The sequence below is a fragment of the Pseudomonas zanjanensis genome, from assembly GCF_014268745.2.
Taxonomy (GTDB): domain Bacteria; phylum Pseudomonadota; class Gammaproteobacteria; order Pseudomonadales; family Pseudomonadaceae; genus Aquipseudomonas; species Aquipseudomonas zanjanensis.
Genome location: NZ_JABWRB020000002.1, coordinates 532,702 through 551,314, shown reverse-complemented (window position 1 = coordinate 551,314; position 18,613 = coordinate 532,702). Strand labels below are relative to the sequence as shown.

Sequence of the window (18,613 nt, the reverse complement as noted above, 5' to 3'; positions counted from 1 at the left end):
TGTCCGTAAACAGTGGTCATGCCCATCTCTCACCAATCGGCCGAACGGGCTGTAGCCCTTCACGTTCGCGAAGCCCGTAGCGGCTATTGGCGAACATTCATCACCGGATTTCTGATATCCCATGCGGCGCGTCTAACTGATAGTGTTACCGCGCAGCGTAAGAATCATCACTCAGCTACCCCATAGCAAAGCCCGTACCAGACCGCTGCGCTTAGGCCATGTAAAACACGTCAAGACAAAAACTTTCAACTTTGCGACATCTAATTAACTGAGACGCCGGAAGCGCACTGTAATCACGCACTGATTGAGCGCACCCGCACAGATTTGGAGCACAACCATGACCGACCCCTTGATTCTCGAGCCCAGCGGCACTGTTGACGCGTGCGTTATCTGGCTCCACGGCCTGGGCGCCGATCGTTTTGATTTCCTGCCGGTCGCCGAAATGTTGCAGCAAAGCCTGCTCACCACACGTTTCGTTCTACCCCAGGCCCCGACCCAACCAGTAACGATCAACGGCGGCTATGCCATGCCCAGTTGGTACGACATTCGTGCCTTGAGCCCGGCCCGGGCCATCGACGAACAGCAACTCGAAGCCTCGGCGCAACGGGTCATTGACCTGATCGAAACCCAGCGAGCCAGCGGAATAGACGCCTCGCGGATTTTCCTCGCCGGTTTTTCCCAAGGTGGCGCGGTGGTCTATCACACCGCTTTCGTGAAATGGCAGGGCCCGCTGGGCGGCGTGGTCGCACTGTCTACTTATGCACCGACCTTCAGCGAAGAACTGCAATTATCGGCCAGCCAGCAGCGCATTCCGGTCCTGGCGCTGCATGGTCAATACGACGAAGTGGTACTCAACCCCATGGGGCGGACTGCTAAAGAGTATTTAAAGCAGCATGGTGTCACCGTGACATGGCAGGAATACCCAATGGGCCACGAAGTGTTACCCGAGGAGATTCGCGACATCGGCACCTGGCTGGCCGAGCGGTTGCGCTAGGCGGCCAATCGCCACGCCGGTCCTTTGACGATCCCACTACGCCGCGCCCGTTTCTTGCATTACACTGGCCGGCGTACATTCCTTAACCAATCGATGAGATGACCGTGCTCAAAGCACTCAAGAAGATGTTCGGTAAAAGCGAGGCCGAGCAACTCGCGCCTGGCCCCACAGCGCCGACCCACGGCCCGAGCCATACCGATGCGCAACAACCGCGCCGGGCGGCACCTGTTGCACAGGCAACAAAAGAACCCGTCGTCCAGCCTGTCACGGCCCCCGAGCCCGAGAAACCTCGCAACGAAGCCCCCAGGCCGCGCCGCGAACGCGCACCGAAACCACCGGTCGTCGCCTGGAAACTCGAGGACTTCGCCGTAGAACCCCAGGAAGGCAAGACCCGCTTCCACGACTTCAAGCTCGCCCCTGAATTGATGCATGCCATCCAGGACCTGGGTTTCCCCTATTGCACGCCGATCCAGGCGCAAGTGCTCGGTTACACCCTCGCCGGCAAAGACGCCATCGGTCGCGCCCAGACCGGCACCGGCAAGACCGCCGCGTTCCTGATCTCCATCATCACCCAATTGCTCCAGACCCCGCCGCCCAAGGAACGCTACATGGGCGAACCGCGGGCACTGATCATCGCGCCGACCCGCGAGCTGGTGGTGCAGATCGCCAAGGACGCCGCCGACCTGACCAAGTACACCGGCCTGAACGTGATGACGTTCGTCGGCGGCATGGATTTCGACAAGCAACTCAAGCACCTCGAAGCCCGCCACTGCGACATCCTGGTGGCCACCCCGGGCCGCCTGCTGGACTTCAACCAGCGCGGCGACGTGCACCTGGACATGGTCGAAGTGATGGTGCTGGACGAGGCCGACCGCATGCTCGACATGGGTTTCATCCCACAAGTGCGCCAGATCATTCGCCAGACCCCACCGAAAAGCGAACGCCAGACCCTACTGTTCTCCGCCACCTTCACCGAAGACGTGATGAACCTGGCCAAGCAGTGGACCACCGACCCGGCCATCGTCGAGATCGAAGCCGAGAACGTCGCCAGCGAAAACGTCGAGCAACATATCTACGCCGTCGCCGGTGCCGACAAATACAAGCTGCTCTACAACCTGGTCAACGACAACGGTTGGGAACGGGTGATGGTATTCGCCAACCGCAAGGACGAAGTGCGGCGTATCGAAGAACGCCTGGTGCGTGATGGCGTCAACGCCGCCCAACTCTCCGGCGACGTGCCCCAGCACAAGCGCATCAAGACCCTCGAAGGCTTCCGCGAAGGCAAGATCCGCGTACTGGTTGCCACCGACGTGGCCGGTCGTGGTATCCACATCGACGGTATCAGTCATGTGATCAATTTCACCCTGCCGGAAGTACCGGACGATTACGTGCACCGTATCGGCCGCACCGGTCGTGCCGGGGCCGCAGGGGTTTCGATCAGCTTCGCCGGTGAAGATGATTCTTACCAATTGCCGTCGATCGAGGCGTTGCTGGGGCGCAAGATCAGTTGTGAGATGCCACCGACGCATTTGTTGCGGCCGGTTGAGCGCAAGCGCCCTTAACGGCCCCACAAAACAAAAAGCGCAGCCACGACAGGCTGCGCTTTTTTTTGCCCCGGGATATTGCCCGAATAAACTAAAAGTCCATAATGGACAAATTAGTTTAGAAGCCCATCCCGGAGCCCCTATGTCCAGCACGCCTTATGTCATGACCCAAGCGACAGCCCGAGAACTGCTCGGACAGGTCGATGTGCCACACATCTTGCGCAAGCTGTTTCGTGATCTCGCGGCCGGGCAAGCGGTGCAGCCACCCCAGCAATTGGTGGTGTTTCCCCAGAGTGCCGGGGACTTCATCAATTACCTGGGCGTGCTGGCTGAAGAACAGGTCTACGGGATCAAGACCTCGCCCTACATCGTGCGCGAGCAAGGTCCGTTGGTGACCGCCTGGACCTTGCTGATGTCGATGCAGACCGGCCAACCGCTGCTGCTGTGCGATGCCGCCGAACTGACCACCGCCCGCACCGCCGCGACCACCGCCGTCGCCGTCGATGCCCTCGCCCCGCATACCGCCCGGCGCTTGGTGGTCATTGGCAGCGGCGCAGTGGCACGGGCGCATGTGCACTACGTCAAGGACCTGCGGGACTGGCAAGGCATCAGCCTGTTTTCGCCCGGCCTGAAAACCAAGTCGGCACAGGAACTTGCCTCGCTCACCGGCCTGGACCCGCGCCTGCAAATCGCCGACACCCTCGAAGCGGCGCTGCACGATGCCGATGTGGTGATGCTCTGCACCTCGTCCGCCAACGCCGTGTTCGACCCACGGACCTTGGGCAAACCAGCACTGATTACCTCCATCAGCACCAACGCCCCACGCGCCCACGAAATACCGCCCCAGCGCCTCAGCGACATGGACGTGTTCTGCGACTATCGTCAGACCACTCCGGGTTCGGCCGGTGAAATGTTGATCGCCAGCGAACAGTACGGCTGGCAAGCGTCGAGCATCATCGGTGACTTGCCTGAATTGCTCAGCGAACACGTGGAGCGTCCTGACTACCACCGCCACGTATTCTTCCGCTCCATCGGCCTGGGGCTGGAGGATGTTGCGTTGGCGAATGCGCTGTATCGGTTGCACCACCACTGACACAACTCGATTCCCTGTGGGAGCGGGCTTGCTCGCGAAGGCGGCAGCACATTCAACATTGATGTGGCAGACAAGCCGCTTTCGCGAGCAAGCCCGCTCCCACAGGTTCCGCGAACTCCCGGCAATGTGCTCGACAGGAGCGTTTCATGACACAAGCAGACTTCATCATCATCGGCGGCGGCATTGCCGGTGCTTCCACCGGTTACTGGCTGGCACCCCACGGCCGGGTCGTTGTGCTCGAACGCGAATCGCACCCGGCCTACCATTCCACCGGACGCTCCGCGGCGCTGTACACCGCGGCCTACGGCACCCCTCAGGTGCGGGCGCTGACCCAGGCCAGCCGGGATTTTTTCGACGCACCACCGGCCGGTTTCTGCGAGCACCCGCTGCTGAGCCCACGGGGCGAAATGACCGTGGACTTCACCGGTAACCCCGCCGAGCTGAACAACCAATACCTGAGCGCCAAGGCCACGGTGCCGCAGATGCAACTGCTCAGCGCCGACGAAGCTTGCGTGAGGCTGCCGATCCTGCGGCGGGAAAAGGTCCACGGGGCGATCTATGACCCCACGGCCTGCGACATCGATACGGATGCCCTGCACCAAGGCTACCTGCGTGGCATCCGTCGCAGCGGCGGCAGTGTGCACACCGACAGCGAAGTGTTGGGCCTGGGCCGCGATGACCAAGGGCTTTGGCAGGTGAAAACCGCCAGCCAGACCTTCACCGCCCCCATCGTGATCAATGCCGCCGGCGCCTGGGCCGATCAACTGGCCGAGCTGGCCGGCGCCCGCAAACTGGGCCTGCAACCCAAGCGCCGTGCGGCGTTCATCTTCGCCGGCCCCGAGGGCGTGGATATCCACGACTGGCCAATGCTGGTGAGCCTGGACGAATCCTTCTATATGAAGCCCGACGCCGGCATGTTCCTCGGCTCGCCGGCCAACGCGGACCCGGTGGAACCCCACGACGTGCAGCCGGAAGAGCTGGACATCGCCATGGGCATCTACCAGATCGAAGAGGCCACCACCCTGACCATTCGCCGTCCGACCCGCACCTGGGCCGGATTGCGCAGTTTCGTCCACGACGGTGATCTGCTGTCCGGTTTCGATCCGCAGGTGCCCGGGCTGTTCTGGGTCGCGGCACAGGGCGGCTACGGCATCCAGACCTCCCCGGCCATGGGCCAGGCCAGCGCGGCGCTGGTGCGTGGCGAACCGCTGCCCGAAGCCCTGGCGCGTTTCGGCCTGAGCAGCGCCATGCTCTCTCCCGAGCGCTTGGGATGAACCCACTCAGGTGACGCATCGCCACGATTGCGGCACACTCCCCCCGCGCCCCTGTTCCACGGGGCGCTGACGCTGCCTGGAGCCCTGTCATGACTGCTTCGCCCTCCGATACGGCGCTGGAAAACTTCCGCACCATCGCCGACGCCATCGCCACGCTGTTCTACCCCCACGCCGAAGTCGTGCTGCACGACCTGCGCACCCAGAAGGTCGACTACATCGCCAATAACCTGTCCAAGCGCGAAATCGGTGATGACTCGTCCCTGGAAGACATGCTCAGTGAGGACGTCAGCGAACGTAACATCGGGCCGTACGAAAAACTGAACTGGGACGGACAGAAGATTCGCAGCCTCAGCAGCGTCCTGCGCGATGCCCAGGGTCGTCCGTTGGCGGTGCTGTGCATCAACCTGAATATTTCGCTGTTCGAGAATGCCAAGGCCGCGCTGGATCTGTTCCTGTCGCCGGGAAAGCTGATCCCCCAGCCGGATTCACTGTTTCGCGATGACTGGCAGGAGCGGATCAACACCTTCCTGCACGCCTGGATGCGCGAGCGTCAACTGAGCTTGAACCTGTTGACCCGCGACCACAAACGCGAGCTGGTATTGGCGCTGCATGCCGAAGGCGCGTTCAAGGGCAAGAGCGCGTCCAACTATGTGGCGAATGTGCTGAACATGGGGCGGGCGACGGTGTACAAGCATTTGAAGGAGTTGAAGGGCTGAGACCTTTGATGCCTTACTGACGCCTTCGCGAGCAAGCCCGCTCCCACAAGGGATTTGCGTTGAACACGAGATTTATGTCCGACGAAGATCCATGTGGGAGCGGGCTTGCTCGCGAAGGCGATTGATCAGTCGCCGTAGATATCAGACTTGAAATACTTGGCCTGGATCTTCTGATACTCCCCATTCGCCCGAATCCCATCGATGGCCTTGTTCAAGTCCGCCACCAACTGGGTATTGCCTTTGCGCACTGCGATGCCAGCGCCCTCACCCACGTATTTCGGGTCCTTGAGCTCCGGCCCGACAAACGCGTAGCCCTTGCCACGGGGCATCGACAGGAAGTCTTCCAGGGGGATGGTGTCAGCGAAAATCGCGTCCAGGCGACCGGACGCCAGGTCCATGTAGATTTCTTCGTTGTTGCTGTAGCGCTTTACCGTCACGCCTTTGGGCTCGAAAACTTCCGTGGCGAAACGATCCGTAGTGGTAGCCCGCTGCACACCCACGGTCTTGCCCTTGAGGCTGGCGTACTGGTCATCGACCACAGCGCCTTCCTTCATCACCAGCCGCGATGAAGTGAAATAGTACTTGTGGGTGAAATCCACCGACTTCTTGCGCTCTTCGGTGATGGTCATGGACGACAGCGCCAGGTCGATCTTCTTCACCTTGAGCGACGGGATCAGCCCGTCGAACTCACCCTCGATCCACTCGCACTTGACCTGCATCTGGGTGCACAAGGCGTTGCCGATGTCGTAGTCGAAACCTTCGATCTTGCCTTCCGAGGTCTTGGAAGCAAACGGCGGATAAGCCGCCTCGATGCCGATGCGCAGGGTTTTCTCAGCGGCGAACAGGCCGCTGGAGGCCAACAGGCTCAAGGCCAGGCCGGTGATGAGGGGGAGTTTGCTCATGATGTTCTCTCGCGGTTGTTGTTGGTTTGGCAGAGAAAGGTGGGGCAATGACTTTATATGTACTTATAAATCCATACTGGACTTTAATGTACATATCGTCAATTGGGGAAACAAGGGAATGTGATGGGAGGCTGCTGGCCCCTTCGCGAGCAAGCCCGCTCCCACAAGGATCTGTGCCGAACACACATGCTGTGTACAACACAAATTCCCTGTGGGAGCGGGCTTGCTCGCGAAGACGGACTTATGGGCTGCGAAAAAACAACAGTTTGCTTGCTGCTTGCTGCTTACTGCTTCCAGCGATCCGCCGCCGCATGATCACTGTCCCGCCCTTCCACCCAGCGCGGCCCGTCGACGGTGTTTTCCTTCTTCCAGAATGGCGCGCGGGTCTTGAGGTAGTCCATGACAAAGGCGCAGGCGTCGAACGCCGCCTGGCGATGGGCACTGGCGGCGCCGACAAAAACGATCGGCTCACCCGGCTCCAGCGCCCCGATACGGTGCAACACCTCCAGCTTGAGCAACGGCCAGCGCTGCTCGGCCTCGGTGGCAATCTTGCCCAGGGCTTTTTCGGTCATGCCCGGGTAATGCTCCAGGAACATCCCTGACACATCGAGGCCGTCATTGAAGTCGCGCACGTAGCCGACAAAGCTCACCACCGCCCCCACGCCGACATTGGCCGCATGCATCGCATTGACTTCAACACCCGGGTCGAACGGTTCGACCTGCACACGAATCGCCATGGTTCAGCCTCCGGTCACGGTGGGGAAGAACGCAACTTCGTCACCGTCCGCCAATGGTTCGTCGAGCTGGCACAGATCTTCATTGCGCGCGCACATCAGGTTTTGCTCTTTCAGCACCTCGGCACCGTCCCGCTGGGCGAGCAATGCGCGCACATCGTCGACCGTGGCGAAATCGCCTTCCACCTTTACCGAGTCCACGCCTAGCGCTTCACGGTAGCGAGCAAAGAACTTCACGGTGATGTTCATGACGCATCCGCCTGGAAATGGCCGCTCTTGCCGCCGAGCTTTTCCAGCACCCGCACGCCTTCGATGGTCATGCCCCGGTCGACGGCCTTGCACATGTCATAGATGGTCAGCGCAGCGACGCTGGCGGCGGTGAGCGCTTCCATTTCCACGCCGGTCTGTCCCGACAGTTTGCAGCGGGCGACGATGCGCACCCGATCCTCGCCTTCGGCATTGAGTTCGACCTTGACGCTGGTGAGCATCAACGGGTGGCAGAGCGGAATCAGGTCACTGGTTTTCTTGGCCGCCTGGATGCCGGCAATGCGCGCAACGGCGAATACATCGCCCTTGGGATGACCGCCGCTGACGATCATCTGCAGCGTGTCGGGCAGCATGCGCACAAAAGCTTCGGCCGTGGCCTCACGGAAAGTCACGGCCTTGTCGGTCACGTCAACCATATTGGCGCGACCTTGGGAATCGAGATGAGTCAGCACAGGGATACTCCTGATCGGGAACGTCGATTGTAAACCCGTGGGTCAGATTCCGGCAGGGCTGATTGTCGCACCTGCAATTTGCAAAACACCGCATTTACCTGTGGGAGCGGGCTTGCTCGCGAAGGGGGCGTGTCAGGCAGCATATATGTCAACTGATACACCGCCTTCGCGAGCAAGCCCGCTCCCACGGGGATTATGTGGCGCATACAAAAAAACCGGGCGACTTGGTGGTCGCCCGGCTTGGCTGGGGTTACAGATGGGATTCGGCGTATTCGGCCAGGATCGAGCGCGGTACGCCCTGCAGGGTGATGTGGACCCCGTTGGGGAAGTCCTTGAAGCGTTCGGTCAGGTAGGTCAGCCCGGAGCTGGTCGCGGACAGGTAAGGGGTGTCGATCTGCGCCAGGTTACCCAGGCACACCACTTTGGAACCGGCACCGGCACGGGTGATGATGGTTTTCATCTGGTGCGGGGTCAGGTTCTGGCATTCGTCGATCAGGATCAGGCTCTGCTGGAAGCTGCGCCCGCGAATGTAGTTGAGGGATTTGAACTGCAACGGCACTTTGCTGAGGATGTAGTCGACGCTGCCATGGGTGCTTTCATCATCCATGTGCAAGGCTTCGAGGTTATCGGTGATCGCCCCCAGCCACGGCTCCATTTTCTCCGCTTCGGTACCGGGCAGGAAACCGATCTCCTGGTCCAGGCCCTGCACGCTGCGGGTGGCGATGATGCGCCGGTAGCGTTTGCTGACCATGGTCTGCTCGATAGCGGCGGCCAGGGCCAGGATGGTCTTGCCGGAACCGGCGGCGCCGGACAGGTTGACCAGGTGGATATCCGGATCGAGCAAGGCGAACAGCGCCAGGCTCTGGTAGATGTCACGAGGCTTGAGGCCCCACGCCTCTTGATGCAACAGCGGTTCCTGGTGCAAATCCAGGATCAGCAATTTGTCGACCTGGATTTCCTTGATCCAGCCGACGAAGCCTTGTTCGTCGATGATGAATTCGTTGATGTGCACCGCCGGCAGGTTGTCGATCAGTTGCACCTGGTGCCAGGTGCGGCCATGGTCCTGGCGGGTCTCGACCTTGCTCACACGGTCCCAGAAGGAGCCGGTCATGTTGTGGTAGCCATTGGGCAAGAGCGAAACGTCGTCGACCAGTTGGTCGGTGCTGTAGTCCTCCGCCGCGATCCCGCAGGCGCGTGCCTTGAGGCGCATGTTGATGTCTTTGGTCACCAACACCACGGCCTGGTCCTTGTTGCGCGCGTGTAGGTCGATCAACTGGTTGATGATGATGTTGTCGTTCAGGTGTTCAGGCAGCACCAGGTTGGGTTCGGTGCGCTTGCTCATCAGGATCGAGAGCAGGCCCTTGGGGCCACTTTTTCCACGCTGGATCGGCACGCCGAGTTCGACATCTTCCGGGGAGGCATCGCCCAGGGTCTTGTCGATCAGGCGGATCGCCTGCCGGCATTCGGCCGCAACGCTGTGGTGCCCGCTCTTGAGCTTGTCCAGCTCTTCAAGCACGGTCATCGGGAGGGCAACGTGGTGTTCTTCGAAGTTCAGGAGCGCGTTTGGATCGTGGATCAATACGTTGGTATCGAGTACATAGAGGATTGGCTGGTTGGAGGAAGGGCTACGTCCGTGGTCATCCATACTCGGTCACCTATGTGGGGGCCATTCGACGCAATACCGTGACAGTGCTGCGCCTCGAGGTAGCCACCGAATTCACCCGCGAGGATTCAGGTGAACTGCACACAATTGGGTCTTGGAAGACGCCACCTGTGTTGCAGGTTTCGGCGGTCTGACTTCTTGATACTCCAAAACACATGACAGGAAAAAGCACTTTGACGTTTTTTTGAAGTTTATTTTTCAGAGTGACGAATAACCCTTGGCGTACCGTCATTGCGCCGTTAAAGTCGGAAGTCCGGTTGTCACGAATGTGGCCCGGGTTTTCCTCCCTCCCCAATGTTTCCGGGCTTTTTCCGGTTTCAGCGAAACGCTTCCTGGCAGTCCGCCCAACCGATCCCGCTCTGCGCCGTCTGCGCCATGAGCCAGGGCATTGCCGTTTTCACCCCATCCTGCTTGGCGTTGAAATTGATCACCCCGTGACGCCATAGCAGCATCAGGGTCAGCACACGCTGGGCGCTTTGCTCAGGCTTGAGCCGCTTGCCGCTGTCCTGGGGATCGATGTCCCACAGCGCCACTTGCAGGCCCTGCTGCCGGAAAAACCCTTCGGCATCGCCTCGACGCTGGCCTTGGGGCGGGCGGAACAGCGGTACGTAATTCTCGGGCAACTTGCCTTTGACCAGCTCGACACTGCGCCGGACCGAGTCTTGCCAGTCCTGCCAATGGCTGTGGGAACGAAACTCCCAGCCCTGCACACCCACGCACTGCCCCGCATACAACATTTGGAGGCTGTTGGCCGAGCGCTCCTCCAGCCGCGCCTGGATGTCCTTGCCCAGCACGAAAAAAGTGCCGTTCATGTTGGCTTTGCGCAGGTAATCGGTCAGCCACGGGGTGTTGTCCGGCACCACGTTGGCGGCGCTGTCGAAGGTCAGCAGGAACAGCCGATCGTTCATGTTCTCGCCATTGCGCTCGTAGTCGCCAAAACGAGCGACTTCACTGCTGGTTTGCGGAAAAAGCGCGGCTTTACGCAGCAGTTCATCGCGATATTGGGTATGGAAAATCTGGCTCGGCGCCGCCCATTTGATGTAGTAGGAGTTGTCATCCAGATGGAACCTGCGAGCCTCTTCGCGCAGGGTGGCCATGTCCTCGACCAAATAACAGAAAGAAGCATCCTGATCGCAACTGCGCTGGGCAAAGTTGTAATTGGCCAGCAGCCGCTGCCACAGCCGTGCGCGAAGCGCGTCGACCGCAGCCATGTTGACCGTGCGCAACCCCAAGTACTGCTTGAGCGCGATTTCATCCATGGCATCGATATCCAGCAGGCCCCGGGCGAACATCAGGATCTCGGCCCGCGAGGCCACGTCGAACAGCGTCGGGCTGGTAAGTTGTTCCGGCCAGGTGCTGCGGTCCAGGGTGGCGACGTCGTTGGGCGCGGCACTGGCACCCAGGCTCAACAACCAGGCCGATAACAGAAGGGCGATGCGCAAAAGGGATGTCTCCATAACGAAACCCGCGCGGCATGATAGCTGATCCTGACGCGTCCCCCTTGCGCAAACTTGGCGGACAAGCCCTTGTGGCGAGGGAGCTTGCTCCCGCTGGGCCGGTCCGACGCTTCGGGCGAAGCGGCCCCAGAATTTTTGCGGTCGCTGCGCAACCGAGCGGGAGCAAGCTCCCTCGCCACAAAAGCGCCTGCCCAGGAGAGCAGCCATCCAAACACGCCCATCCATCACCTATCACCCCAATAGCTGGAGTCCACCCGGACAACCCCCTAGAATCGCCGCACCTTCAAGGAGACGATTGCATGCTGATGGTGATTTCCCCCGCCAAGACCCTCGATTACGAAACACCGCCGGCCACCGCGCGCTTCACTCAGCCGCAGTACCTGGATCACTCCCAGGAACTGATCCAACAGCTGCGCGAATTCTCGCCGGCACAGATCAGCGAGCTGATGCACGTCTCCGACAAGATCGGCGGCCTCAATGCCGCGCGATTCGGCAGCTGGACACCGGCGTTCACCCCGGCCAACGCCAAGCAGGCGCTGCTGGCTTTCAAGGGTGACGTGTACACCGGCCTCGATGCGCAAAGCCTTGGCGAAGCCGATTTCGACTATGCCCAGCAACACTTGCGCATGCTCTCCGGCCTCTATGGCCTGTTGCGGCCACTGGACCTGATGCAACCCTATCGCCTGGAGATGGGCACGAAGCTGGCCAACACTCGGGGCAAGGACCTGTATGCCTTCTGGGGCACGCGTATCAGCGAATGGCTGAACGAAGCCTTGGCCGACCAGGGCGACGACATACTGCTGAACCTGGCTTCCAATGAGTATTTCTCGGCGGTCAAGCGCAGCGCACTGAAAGCGCGCGTCATCGATACCGAATTCCGCGACCTGAAAAACGGCCAGTACAAAATCATCAGCTTCTACGCCAAGAAAGCCCGGGGCCTGATGAGTCGTTTCGTGATCGAGGAACGGATCAACGACCCTGCGGCACTCCGCCAATTCGACGTGCAAGGCTATCGTTTCAACCCCGAGCAATCGAGCCAGAACAAATTGGTGTTCCTGCGCGATCACGCCCCCGAATAAGGCATCACCTTATATCGCTCTCTGATCGGGGGCTTCGATCAAGCCCCGATCTGTCATCTTAGTTCCTCGCCTGTTTCGCCAGTTTCATGGCGTCAATAAATCGCCCCACTCCCCCGCTAACTTTTCTTTCACTCGACACTCGTCAGTTTTTTGCGTAGTGGCACCGATTTTTTTCATCGGTAGTGGCACAAAAATATCTCAGCTCATTAACTCCCCATTTATAAAGGCCAAAATGGTAAGTGCCATCATCTTGAGAGCAGTGCCATCTTCGATAATATTTCGAAAAATTTCGAAAATCGCGATGAGCGGATCGGAACTATGTGAAATTGCACGGCTCATACCACCCGTAACGATTCTTCGCAGATCTGTAGGAGATCACTTACACAGGACGTCGAACGGATTAACCAAGTTGTCACGACAACTTAGCGAAACGGTCGTCTAATTGGATCCACCCTTAAAGGATGGGAGATAACGCACCATTACTATCCCCTACAAGGCCAAGGCTGCGCCCCTATAACGTGCTCACCCGAGCACACAAGCTTCTGATTTTGTGGGCTTTTCGCCAGGGATTGGAAGTGAAGGACCTTTGCACGAGCGTTCCCGACAACGAGGACTGGCTGCATAACAGGGCAGGTCATAACAACTAGGCCGCTTTGCGCACAACTTGAGTGCAATTATTTAGACACTCGGAACTTAGTATGCCTGCACACGGCACTGTGGCGCCTGCATTCCACACTTCCGAGTGCACGATGACCGCTGAACACTATTAACTCCGGCCATTTAATGGCGTGAAAAACAGAGGTAAATGCGATGCGCATTAGCATATTTGGTTTGGGTTACGTCGGTGCAGTATGTGCCGGTTGCCTGTCTGCACGGGGCCATGATGTAGTTGGCGTAGATGTCGCCAAAGACAAAATCGACATGATCAACGCAGGCAAATCGCCGATCGTTGAACCTGGTCTTGGCGAGCTATTGGCGCAAGGCATTCAAACAGGCCGACTGCGCGGTACAACCAACTTCGCCGAAGCCATTCGTGATACTGACTTGTCGATGATTTGCGTCGGTACACCCAGCAAAAAGAACGGTGACCTGGAACTGAACTACATCGAGGCCGTGTGCCGCGAGATCGGTTTTGTCCTGCGTGACAAGACCACCCGCCACACCATCGTGGTTCGCAGCACCGTATTGCCGGGCACCGTGGCAAACGTTGTCATCCCGATCCTGGAAGACTGCTCCGGCAAGAAAGCCGGCGTCGATTTCGGTGTCGCGGTCAACCCTGAATTCCTGCGCGAAAGCACCGCGATCAAGGACTACGACCAGCCGCCAATGACCGTGATCGGTGAGTTCGACACCGCTTCCGGTGACGTTCTGCAGTCGCTGTACGAAGAACTCGACGCGCCGATCATCCGCAAGGACATCGCCGTTGCCGAGATGATCAAGTACACCTGCAACGTGTGGCACGCCACCAAGGTGACCTTTGCCAACGAGATCGGCAACATCGCCAAGGCCGTCGGCGTCGATGGTCGTGAAGTGATGGACGTGGTCTGCCAGGACAAGACCCTGAACCTGTCCCAGTACTACATGCGTCCAGGCTTCGCCTTCGGCGGCTCCTGCCTGCCCAAGGACGTTCGTGCCCTGACCTACCGCGCCGGCGCCCTGGACGTGGAAGCACCGCTGCTCAACTCGTTGATGCGCAGTAACGAATCCCAGGTGCAGAACGCCTTCGATATCGTTTCCAGCCACGACAAGCGCAAAGTCGCGCTGCTGGGCCTGAGCTTCAAGGCCGGCACCGACGATCTGCGTGAAAGCCCATTGGTAGAACTGGCGGAAATGCTGATCGGCAAGGGCTTCGACCTGAAGATCTACGACAGCAACGTCGAATACGCCCGCGTCCACGGTGCGAACAAGGACTACATCGAGTCGAAGATTCCTCACGTCTCGTCCTTGCTCAACGCCGACTTCGACTCGGTGATCGACAGCTCCGACATCATCATCCTGGGCAACCGCGACGAGAAGTTCCGCGCGCTGACCGAAAACGTACCGGAAGGCAAGCAGGTCATCGACCTGGTCGGCTTCATGTCCAAGGCCACCAACCCGAGTGGCCGGACCGAAGGCATCTGCTGGTAAGTCTGTTTGCCGGCCGGGGCATGCCCTGGCCGGCCTTTCGCCTGCCTTAACCCATCGGGCCGCCCACAAGGCCCGCCCGAGATAGAGACGGATGCAGATTATGCACAGGCTAAAGCACGGCCTGCTTCAGGCCGCCGGTTGGCTGTTTTACATGAGTTTATTGATGGGCATCGCCATGGCGCTGCCCACGTCCACGTTCGACTCCGAATCCAAGGATTTCATCTTCCTGATCGGCGCCGTGGGCATCTGGCGTTACTCCATGGGAGCGACGCATTTCGTGCGCGGCATGATCTTCCTGTACATCGTCTACCCACACCTGCGCCGCAAGGTTCGCAAGCTGGGCAAGGCGGCGGATCCGTCCCATGTGTACCTGATGGTCACCAGCTTCCGGATCGACGCGCTGACTACGGCCCAGGTCTATAGCTCGGTCATTCGCGAGGCCATCGACTGCGGGCTGCCCACCACCGTGGTCTGCTCCATCGTGGAAATGTCCGATGAACTGCTGGTCAAGAGCCTCTGGGCCCGCATGAACCCGCCAGCGCGGGTCAAGCTGGATTTCGTGCGCATTCCCGGCACCGGCAAGCGCGACGGCCTGGCCTTCGGTTTCCGCGCCATCTCCCGTCACTTGCCGGACGACCGCGCCGTGGTGGCGGTGATCGACGGCGACACCGTGCTCGCCGAAGGCGTCGTGCGCAAGACCGTGCCGTGGTTCCAGCTGTTCGGCAATGTCGGCGGCTTGACCACCAACGAGTTCTGCGAAGTGCGCGGCGGCTACATCATGAGCGAGTGGCACAAGCTGCGCTTCGCCCAGCGGCACATCAACATGTGCTCCATGGCGTTGTCCAAGCGCGTGCTGACCATGACCGGGCGCATGTCGGTATTCCGCGCCACCGTGGTCACCAACCCGGACTTCATCGCCGATGTGGAAAGCGACTCGCTGCAGCACTGGCGCCTGGGCCGCTTCAAGTTCCTGACCGGCGATGACAAGTCGAGCTGGTTCAGCCTGATGCGCCTGGGCTACGACACCTTCTACGTGCCCGATGCGGCGATCAACACCGTCGAGCATCCGCCGGAGAAGAGCTTCATCAAGGCCAGCCGCAAGCTGATGTTCCGCTGGTACGGCAACAACCTGCGGCAGAACTCCCGGGCTTTGGGCCTGGGCATGCGGCGTCTGGGCCTGTTCACCTCGGTGGTGCTGTTCGACCAACGGGTGTCGATGTGGACCTCGCTGCTGGGCCTGACCGTGGCCTTGATCGCCAGCTTCAAGTACGGCACCGCGTTCATCCTGGTGTACCTGCTGTGGATCGGCATCACCCGGTTCCTGCTGACCCTGCTGCTGTCGTGCTCCGGACATAAGATCGGCCCTGCCTACCCGGCGATTCTCTATTACAACCAGATCGTCGGTGCCCTGGTGAAGATCTACGTGTTCTTCCGCCTCGACCAGCAGTCCTGGACTCGCCAGCCCACCCACCTGACCCGTGATCTCGCCAGCTTTCAACGTTGGTTCAACACTTGGTCGTCTCGGACCATGACCTTCTCCGCCGGCAGCATTTTTGTCGCCGTGCTGCTGACGATGGTCTGACCGGACTTGAATGAATTAACTAGGAAATCGCCCCTATGAACACCGCCGTGAATGTCAACGTAGTGCATGAATCCGAAGCCCAGCGCCAACACGCCCGGGTCAAAATCCCGGCCAAGCTGCGCTTCTTCGGTCCCGACCGCACGCCCATGGAAGTCAAGGTCCTGGACCTGTCCGCCGGCGGGCTGTGCTTCAACGCCGGCCAGCTGCCGCTCAAGGTTGGCGAAACCTACAAGGCTCGCCTGCAATTCGTCATCGACAACCTTGGCCTGGCCATGGACGTGGAATTGCAGATCCGCTCCTACGACCGCGAGACCGGCCGTACCGGTTGCCAGTTCCAGAACCTGGAGCCGCGGGACATCTCGACACTGCGTCACATCATCACCTCGCACCTGGCCGGCGACATCGTCGGCGTCGGCGACGTGCTGGCGACCCTGCAGCGCGACAACTTCACCAAGGCTCGCAAGCAGAAAGACGACAACGGCGGCATGAGCGCCTTCGGTCGCCTGCGCGCCGTGACCTTCAGCCTCGGGATCTTCATCGTTGGCCTGGCGGCGTTCGGGTTCATCTTCAAGTCGGTGTATGGCATGTACTTCGTCAGCCACGCCCAGGCAGGCCTGGTGAATGTACCGGGCATGGCGATCACCATGCCGCGCGACGGCACCGTGCAGAGCCTGGTCAAGGCCGACGGCGCGGCCGCCAAGGGCGCCCCACTGGCGACCTTCAGCACCAGCATGCTCGATGTGCTCAAGGGTCACCTGGACGACAACCAATTGCAGCCGTCCAAAGTCGAAGAGCTGTTCGGCAAGCAAATGACCGGCACCCTGACGTCGCCGTGCGACTGCATCGTGGCCCAACAACTGGTTGCCAACGGTCAGTACGCCAGCAAGGGCGACGTGATCTTCCAACTGGTTCCACGGGGCACTGAAGCCAACGTCGAAGCGCGTTTCTCCTATCGCCAGTTCGGCGACGTGCGCCCAGGCACGCCGGTCAGCTTCCAGGTCGCCGGCGAAGACACCACCCGTACCGGCAAGATCGTCAGCAGCACCAGCCTGAAAAGTGCCGACCTGTCCTCCGATATCCGTGTGCTGATCCAGCCTGACGAACCCCTGGACAGCGCGCTGGCCGGCCGTCCGGTAGAAGTCACCAGCGACCGTGGCCCGAACCTGAACTGGCTGATCGACAAAGCCATGGCCGTCGGTATTTAAGTCGAGGATATGCCCGTGATCACTCCACAAAACAACAATGCACCGCATTCCCTGTGGGAGCGAGCCTGCTCGCGATGGGATCGACGCGGTCTGTCTGGTACACCGAGCGGCCCGCATCGCGAGCAGGCTCGCTCCCACACAGGATATGCGTTGTGTGCACTGGCGCTGGCAGTCAGTCTTAGCGGTTGCGCCGGCCTGCCCGATCAACGCCTGGCCAACGAAGCCCTAAAGCGCGGCGACACGGCGCTGGCGCAGCAGAACTACCAGCAACTGGCCGACCTGGGCTACAGCGAAGCCCAAGTAGGCCTGGCCGATATCCAGGTGGACAGCCGCGATCCCGAGCAGATGAAAAAAGCCGAGGCGACTTACCGCGCCGCGGCCGACATCTCGCCGCGGGCCCAGGCGCGCCTGGGTCGCCTGCTGGTGGCCAAGCCCGGTTCCACCGAAGCGGAAAAACACGAAGCCGAAGGCCTGTTGAAGAAAGCCTTCGCCAACGGCGAAGGCAACACCCTGATCCCGCTGGCGATGCTGTACCTGCAATATCCCCACAGCTTCCCGAACGTCAACGCCCAGCAGCAGATCAGTCAATGGCGCAGCGCCGGTTATCCGGAAGCGGGCCTGGCGCAGATCCTGCTCTACCGCACCCAAGGCACCTACGACCAGCACTTGGATGAAGTCGAGAAAGTCTGCAAGGCCGCGCTGGCGACCACGGACATCTGCTACGTCGAACTGGCCACCGTCTATCAGAAACGCGGCCAGCCGGAACAGCAGGCCGCGCTGCTCAAGCAAATGCAGGACGGCCACGCCCGTGGCGTCGTTTCCGCCCAGCGCGTGGACAGCGTCGCCCGCGTCCTGGCCGATGCCAGCCTGGGCAAGACCGATGAAAAGACCGCCCAATCGCTGCTCGAAGGCATCGCCCCTGGCTACCCCGCTGCCTGGGTCAGCCTGGCGCAACTGCTCTACGACTTCCCGGAACTGGGTGACGTCGACAAGATGATGCAGTACCTGGAAAACGGCCGCGCCGCCGACCAGTCGCGCGCTGATCTGTTGCTGGGCAAGCTGTACTACGAAGGCAAGTGGGTCCCGGCCGATGCCAAGGTCGCCGAGGCGCATTTCCAGAAAGCCGTGGGCCGCGAAGTGGCCGCCGACTATTACCTCGGCCAGATTTATCGCCGCGGTTACCTGGGCCAGGTGTACTCGCAAAAAGCCCTGGACCACCTGCTCAAGGCCGCCCGCAACGGCCAGAACAGCGCCGACTACGCCATTGCCCAGCTGTTCTCCCAGGGCAAGGGCACCAAGCCCAACCCGGTCAACGCGTATGTGTTCAGCCAGTTGGCCAAGGCGCAGAACACCCCGCAAGCCACCGAGCTTGCCCAAACCCTCGAAGCACAATTACCGCCGGAACAACTTGCACAAGCGCAACGCCTGCTACAACAAGAGCAGGCCATTCGCGGCGCAATGAGCCCCGATACGCTTGAACTGCAAGCCCTAAAAGAAGATGACGGCGAGGAACCTCTATGAAGC

The 18,613-nt window shown here is 60.4% G+C and carries 16 protein-coding genes; 10 read left to right on the top strand and 6 right to left on the bottom strand.

Going from position 1 to position 18,613, the window contains the following annotated elements; genetic code table 11:
* Nucleotides 1–337 precede the first annotated feature (337 nt).
* The 5 genes from HU715_RS18225 to HU715_RS18205 all read left to right on the top strand — a co-directional run bounded on the left by HU715_RS18225 (nt 338) and on the right by HU715_RS18205 (nt 5,621).
* A complete protein-coding gene (locus HU715_RS18225) occupies nt 338–994 on the top strand; it encodes an alpha/beta hydrolase (RefSeq protein ID WP_186705157.1) in 657 nt (218 codons plus the stop codon).
* Nucleotides 995–1,092: 98 nt separating this feature from the next.
* Nucleotides 1,093–2,556, top strand: coding sequence for an ATP-dependent RNA helicase RhlB (gene rhlB / locus HU715_RS18220; RefSeq protein WP_186705156.1), 1,464 nt, complete (start codon nt 1,093–1,095; stop codon nt 2,554–2,556).
* A gap of 124 nt (nt 2,557–2,680) precedes the next feature.
* Nucleotides 2,681–3,631, top strand: a complete 951-nt coding sequence (locus HU715_RS18215; RefSeq protein WP_186705155.1) for an ornithine cyclodeaminase family protein — start codon at nt 2,681–2,683, stop codon at nt 3,629–3,631.
* A 146-nt stretch (nt 3,632–3,777) separates the two neighbouring features.
* On the top strand, nt 3,778–4,905 hold the full coding sequence (locus HU715_RS18210; RefSeq protein WP_186705154.1) for an NAD(P)/FAD-dependent oxidoreductase: 1,128 nt from the start codon (nt 3,778–3,780) through the stop codon (nt 4,903–4,905).
* A gap of 89 nt (nt 4,906–4,994) precedes the next feature.
* Nucleotides 4,995–5,621 (top strand): helix-turn-helix transcriptional regulator, encoded by a 627-nt coding sequence (locus tag HU715_RS18205; RefSeq protein WP_186705153.1) that lies wholly within the window; start codon nt 4,995–4,997, stop codon nt 5,619–5,621.
* Nucleotides 5,622–5,746: 125 nt separating this feature from the next.
* Here HU715_RS18205 and HU715_RS18200 read toward each other — a convergent pair whose 3' ends face one another.
* From HU715_RS18200 to HU715_RS18175, 6 genes are all read right to left on the bottom strand, one after another.
* Nucleotides 5,747–6,523, bottom strand: a complete 777-nt coding sequence (locus HU715_RS18200; protein WP_186705152.1) for an ABC transporter substrate-binding protein — start codon at nt 6,521–6,523, stop codon at nt 5,747–5,749.
* Between the two features lie 284 nt (nt 6,524–6,807).
* Nucleotides 6,808–7,260 (bottom strand): molybdopterin synthase catalytic subunit MoaE, encoded by a 453-nt coding sequence (gene moaE, locus HU715_RS18195; RefSeq protein WP_053124900.1) that lies wholly within the window; start codon nt 7,258–7,260, stop codon nt 6,808–6,810.
* A gap of 3 nt (nt 7,261–7,263) precedes the next feature.
* On the bottom strand, nt 7,264–7,506 hold the full coding sequence (moaD, locus tag HU715_RS18190; RefSeq protein WP_186705151.1) for a molybdopterin converting factor subunit 1: 243 nt from the start codon (nt 7,504–7,506) through the stop codon (nt 7,264–7,266).
* Nucleotides 7,503–7,976 (bottom strand): cyclic pyranopterin monophosphate synthase MoaC, encoded by a 474-nt coding sequence (gene moaC / locus HU715_RS18185; protein WP_030139643.1) that lies wholly within the window; start codon nt 7,974–7,976, stop codon nt 7,503–7,505. The genes moaD and moaC overlap by 4 nt, the downstream gene beginning before the upstream one ends.
* Before the next feature lie 250 nt (nt 7,977–8,226).
* Nucleotides 8,227–9,621, bottom strand: coding sequence for a PhoH family protein (locus HU715_RS18180; protein ID WP_186705150.1), 1,395 nt, complete (start codon nt 9,619–9,621; stop codon nt 8,227–8,229).
* Nucleotides 9,622–9,956: 335 nt separating this feature from the next.
* A complete protein-coding gene (locus tag HU715_RS18175; protein WP_186705149.1) occupies nt 9,957–11,081 on the bottom strand; it encodes a polysaccharide deacetylase family protein in 1,125 nt (374 codons plus the stop codon).
* Nucleotides 11,082–11,395: 314 nt separating this feature from the next.
* Between HU715_RS18175 and yaaA the strand changes: the two genes are divergently transcribed.
* The 5 genes from yaaA to algK all read left to right on the top strand — a co-directional run bounded on the left by yaaA (nt 11,396) and on the right by algK (nt 18,610).
* A complete protein-coding gene (gene yaaA, locus HU715_RS18170) occupies nt 11,396–12,175 on the top strand; it encodes a peroxide stress protein YaaA (RefSeq protein WP_186705148.1) in 780 nt (259 codons plus the stop codon).
* A gap of 810 nt (nt 12,176–12,985) precedes the next feature.
* Nucleotides 12,986–14,302, top strand: a complete 1,317-nt coding sequence (locus HU715_RS18165) for a nucleotide sugar dehydrogenase (RefSeq protein ID WP_053124910.1) — start codon at nt 12,986–12,988, stop codon at nt 14,300–14,302.
* Between the two features lie 100 nt (nt 14,303–14,402).
* Complete coding sequence (alg8, locus tag HU715_RS18160) at nt 14,403–15,884, top strand: mannuronan synthase (RefSeq protein WP_411385554.1); 1,482 nt, start codon at nt 14,403–14,405, stop codon at nt 15,882–15,884.
* 35 nt (nt 15,885–15,919) lie between these two features.
* Nucleotides 15,920–17,089, top strand: a complete 1,170-nt coding sequence (locus HU715_RS18155; protein WP_186705147.1) for an alginate biosynthesis protein Alg44 — start codon at nt 15,920–15,922, stop codon at nt 17,087–17,089.
* Between the two features lie 9 nt (nt 17,090–17,098).
* Nucleotides 17,099–18,610, top strand: coding sequence for an alginate biosynthesis TPR repeat lipoprotein AlgK (algK, locus tag HU715_RS18150; protein WP_186705146.1), 1,512 nt, complete (start codon nt 17,099–17,101; stop codon nt 18,608–18,610).
* Nucleotides 18,611–18,613: the final 3 nt, after the last annotated feature.

Coding starts and splice junctions, on each gene's coding strand:
- HU715_RS18225 (WP_186705157.1), top strand. CDS start 338: ATGACCGACCCCTTGATTCTCGAGCCCAGCGGCACTGTTGACGCGTGC.
- rhlB (WP_186705156.1), top strand. CDS start 1,093: ATGACCGTGCTCAAAGCACTCAAGAAGATGTTCGGTAAAAGCGAGGCC.
- HU715_RS18215 (WP_186705155.1), top strand. CDS start 2,681: ATGTCCAGCACGCCTTATGTCATGACCCAAGCGACAGCCCGAGAACTG.
- HU715_RS18210 (WP_186705154.1), top strand. CDS start 3,778: ATGACACAAGCAGACTTCATCATCATCGGCGGCGGCATTGCCGGTGCT.
- HU715_RS18205 (WP_186705153.1), top strand. CDS start 4,995: ATGACTGCTTCGCCCTCCGATACGGCGCTGGAAAACTTCCGCACCATC.
- HU715_RS18200 (WP_186705152.1), bottom strand. CDS start 6,523: ATGAGCAAACTCCCCCTCATCACCGGCCTGGCCTTGAGCCTGTTGGCC.
- moaE (WP_053124900.1), bottom strand. CDS start 7,260: ATGGCGATTCGTGTGCAGGTCGAACCGTTCGACCCGGGTGTTGAAGTC.
- moaD (WP_186705151.1), bottom strand. CDS start 7,506: ATGAACATCACCGTGAAGTTCTTTGCTCGCTACCGTGAAGCGCTAGGC.
- HU715_RS18180 (WP_186705150.1), bottom strand. CDS start 9,621: ATGGATGACCACGGACGTAGCCCTTCCTCCAACCAGCCAATCCTCTAT.
- yaaA (WP_186705148.1), top strand. CDS start 11,396: ATGCTGATGGTGATTTCCCCCGCCAAGACCCTCGATTACGAAACACCG.
- HU715_RS18165 (WP_053124910.1), top strand. CDS start 12,986: ATGCGCATTAGCATATTTGGTTTGGGTTACGTCGGTGCAGTATGTGCC.
- alg8 (WP_411385554.1), top strand. CDS start 14,403: ATGCACAGGCTAAAGCACGGCCTGCTTCAGGCCGCCGGTTGGCTGTTT.
- HU715_RS18155 (WP_186705147.1), top strand. CDS start 15,920: ATGAACACCGCCGTGAATGTCAACGTAGTGCATGAATCCGAAGCCCAG.
- algK (WP_186705146.1), top strand. CDS start 17,099: ATGCCCGTGATCACTCCACAAAACAACAATGCACCGCATTCCCTGTGG.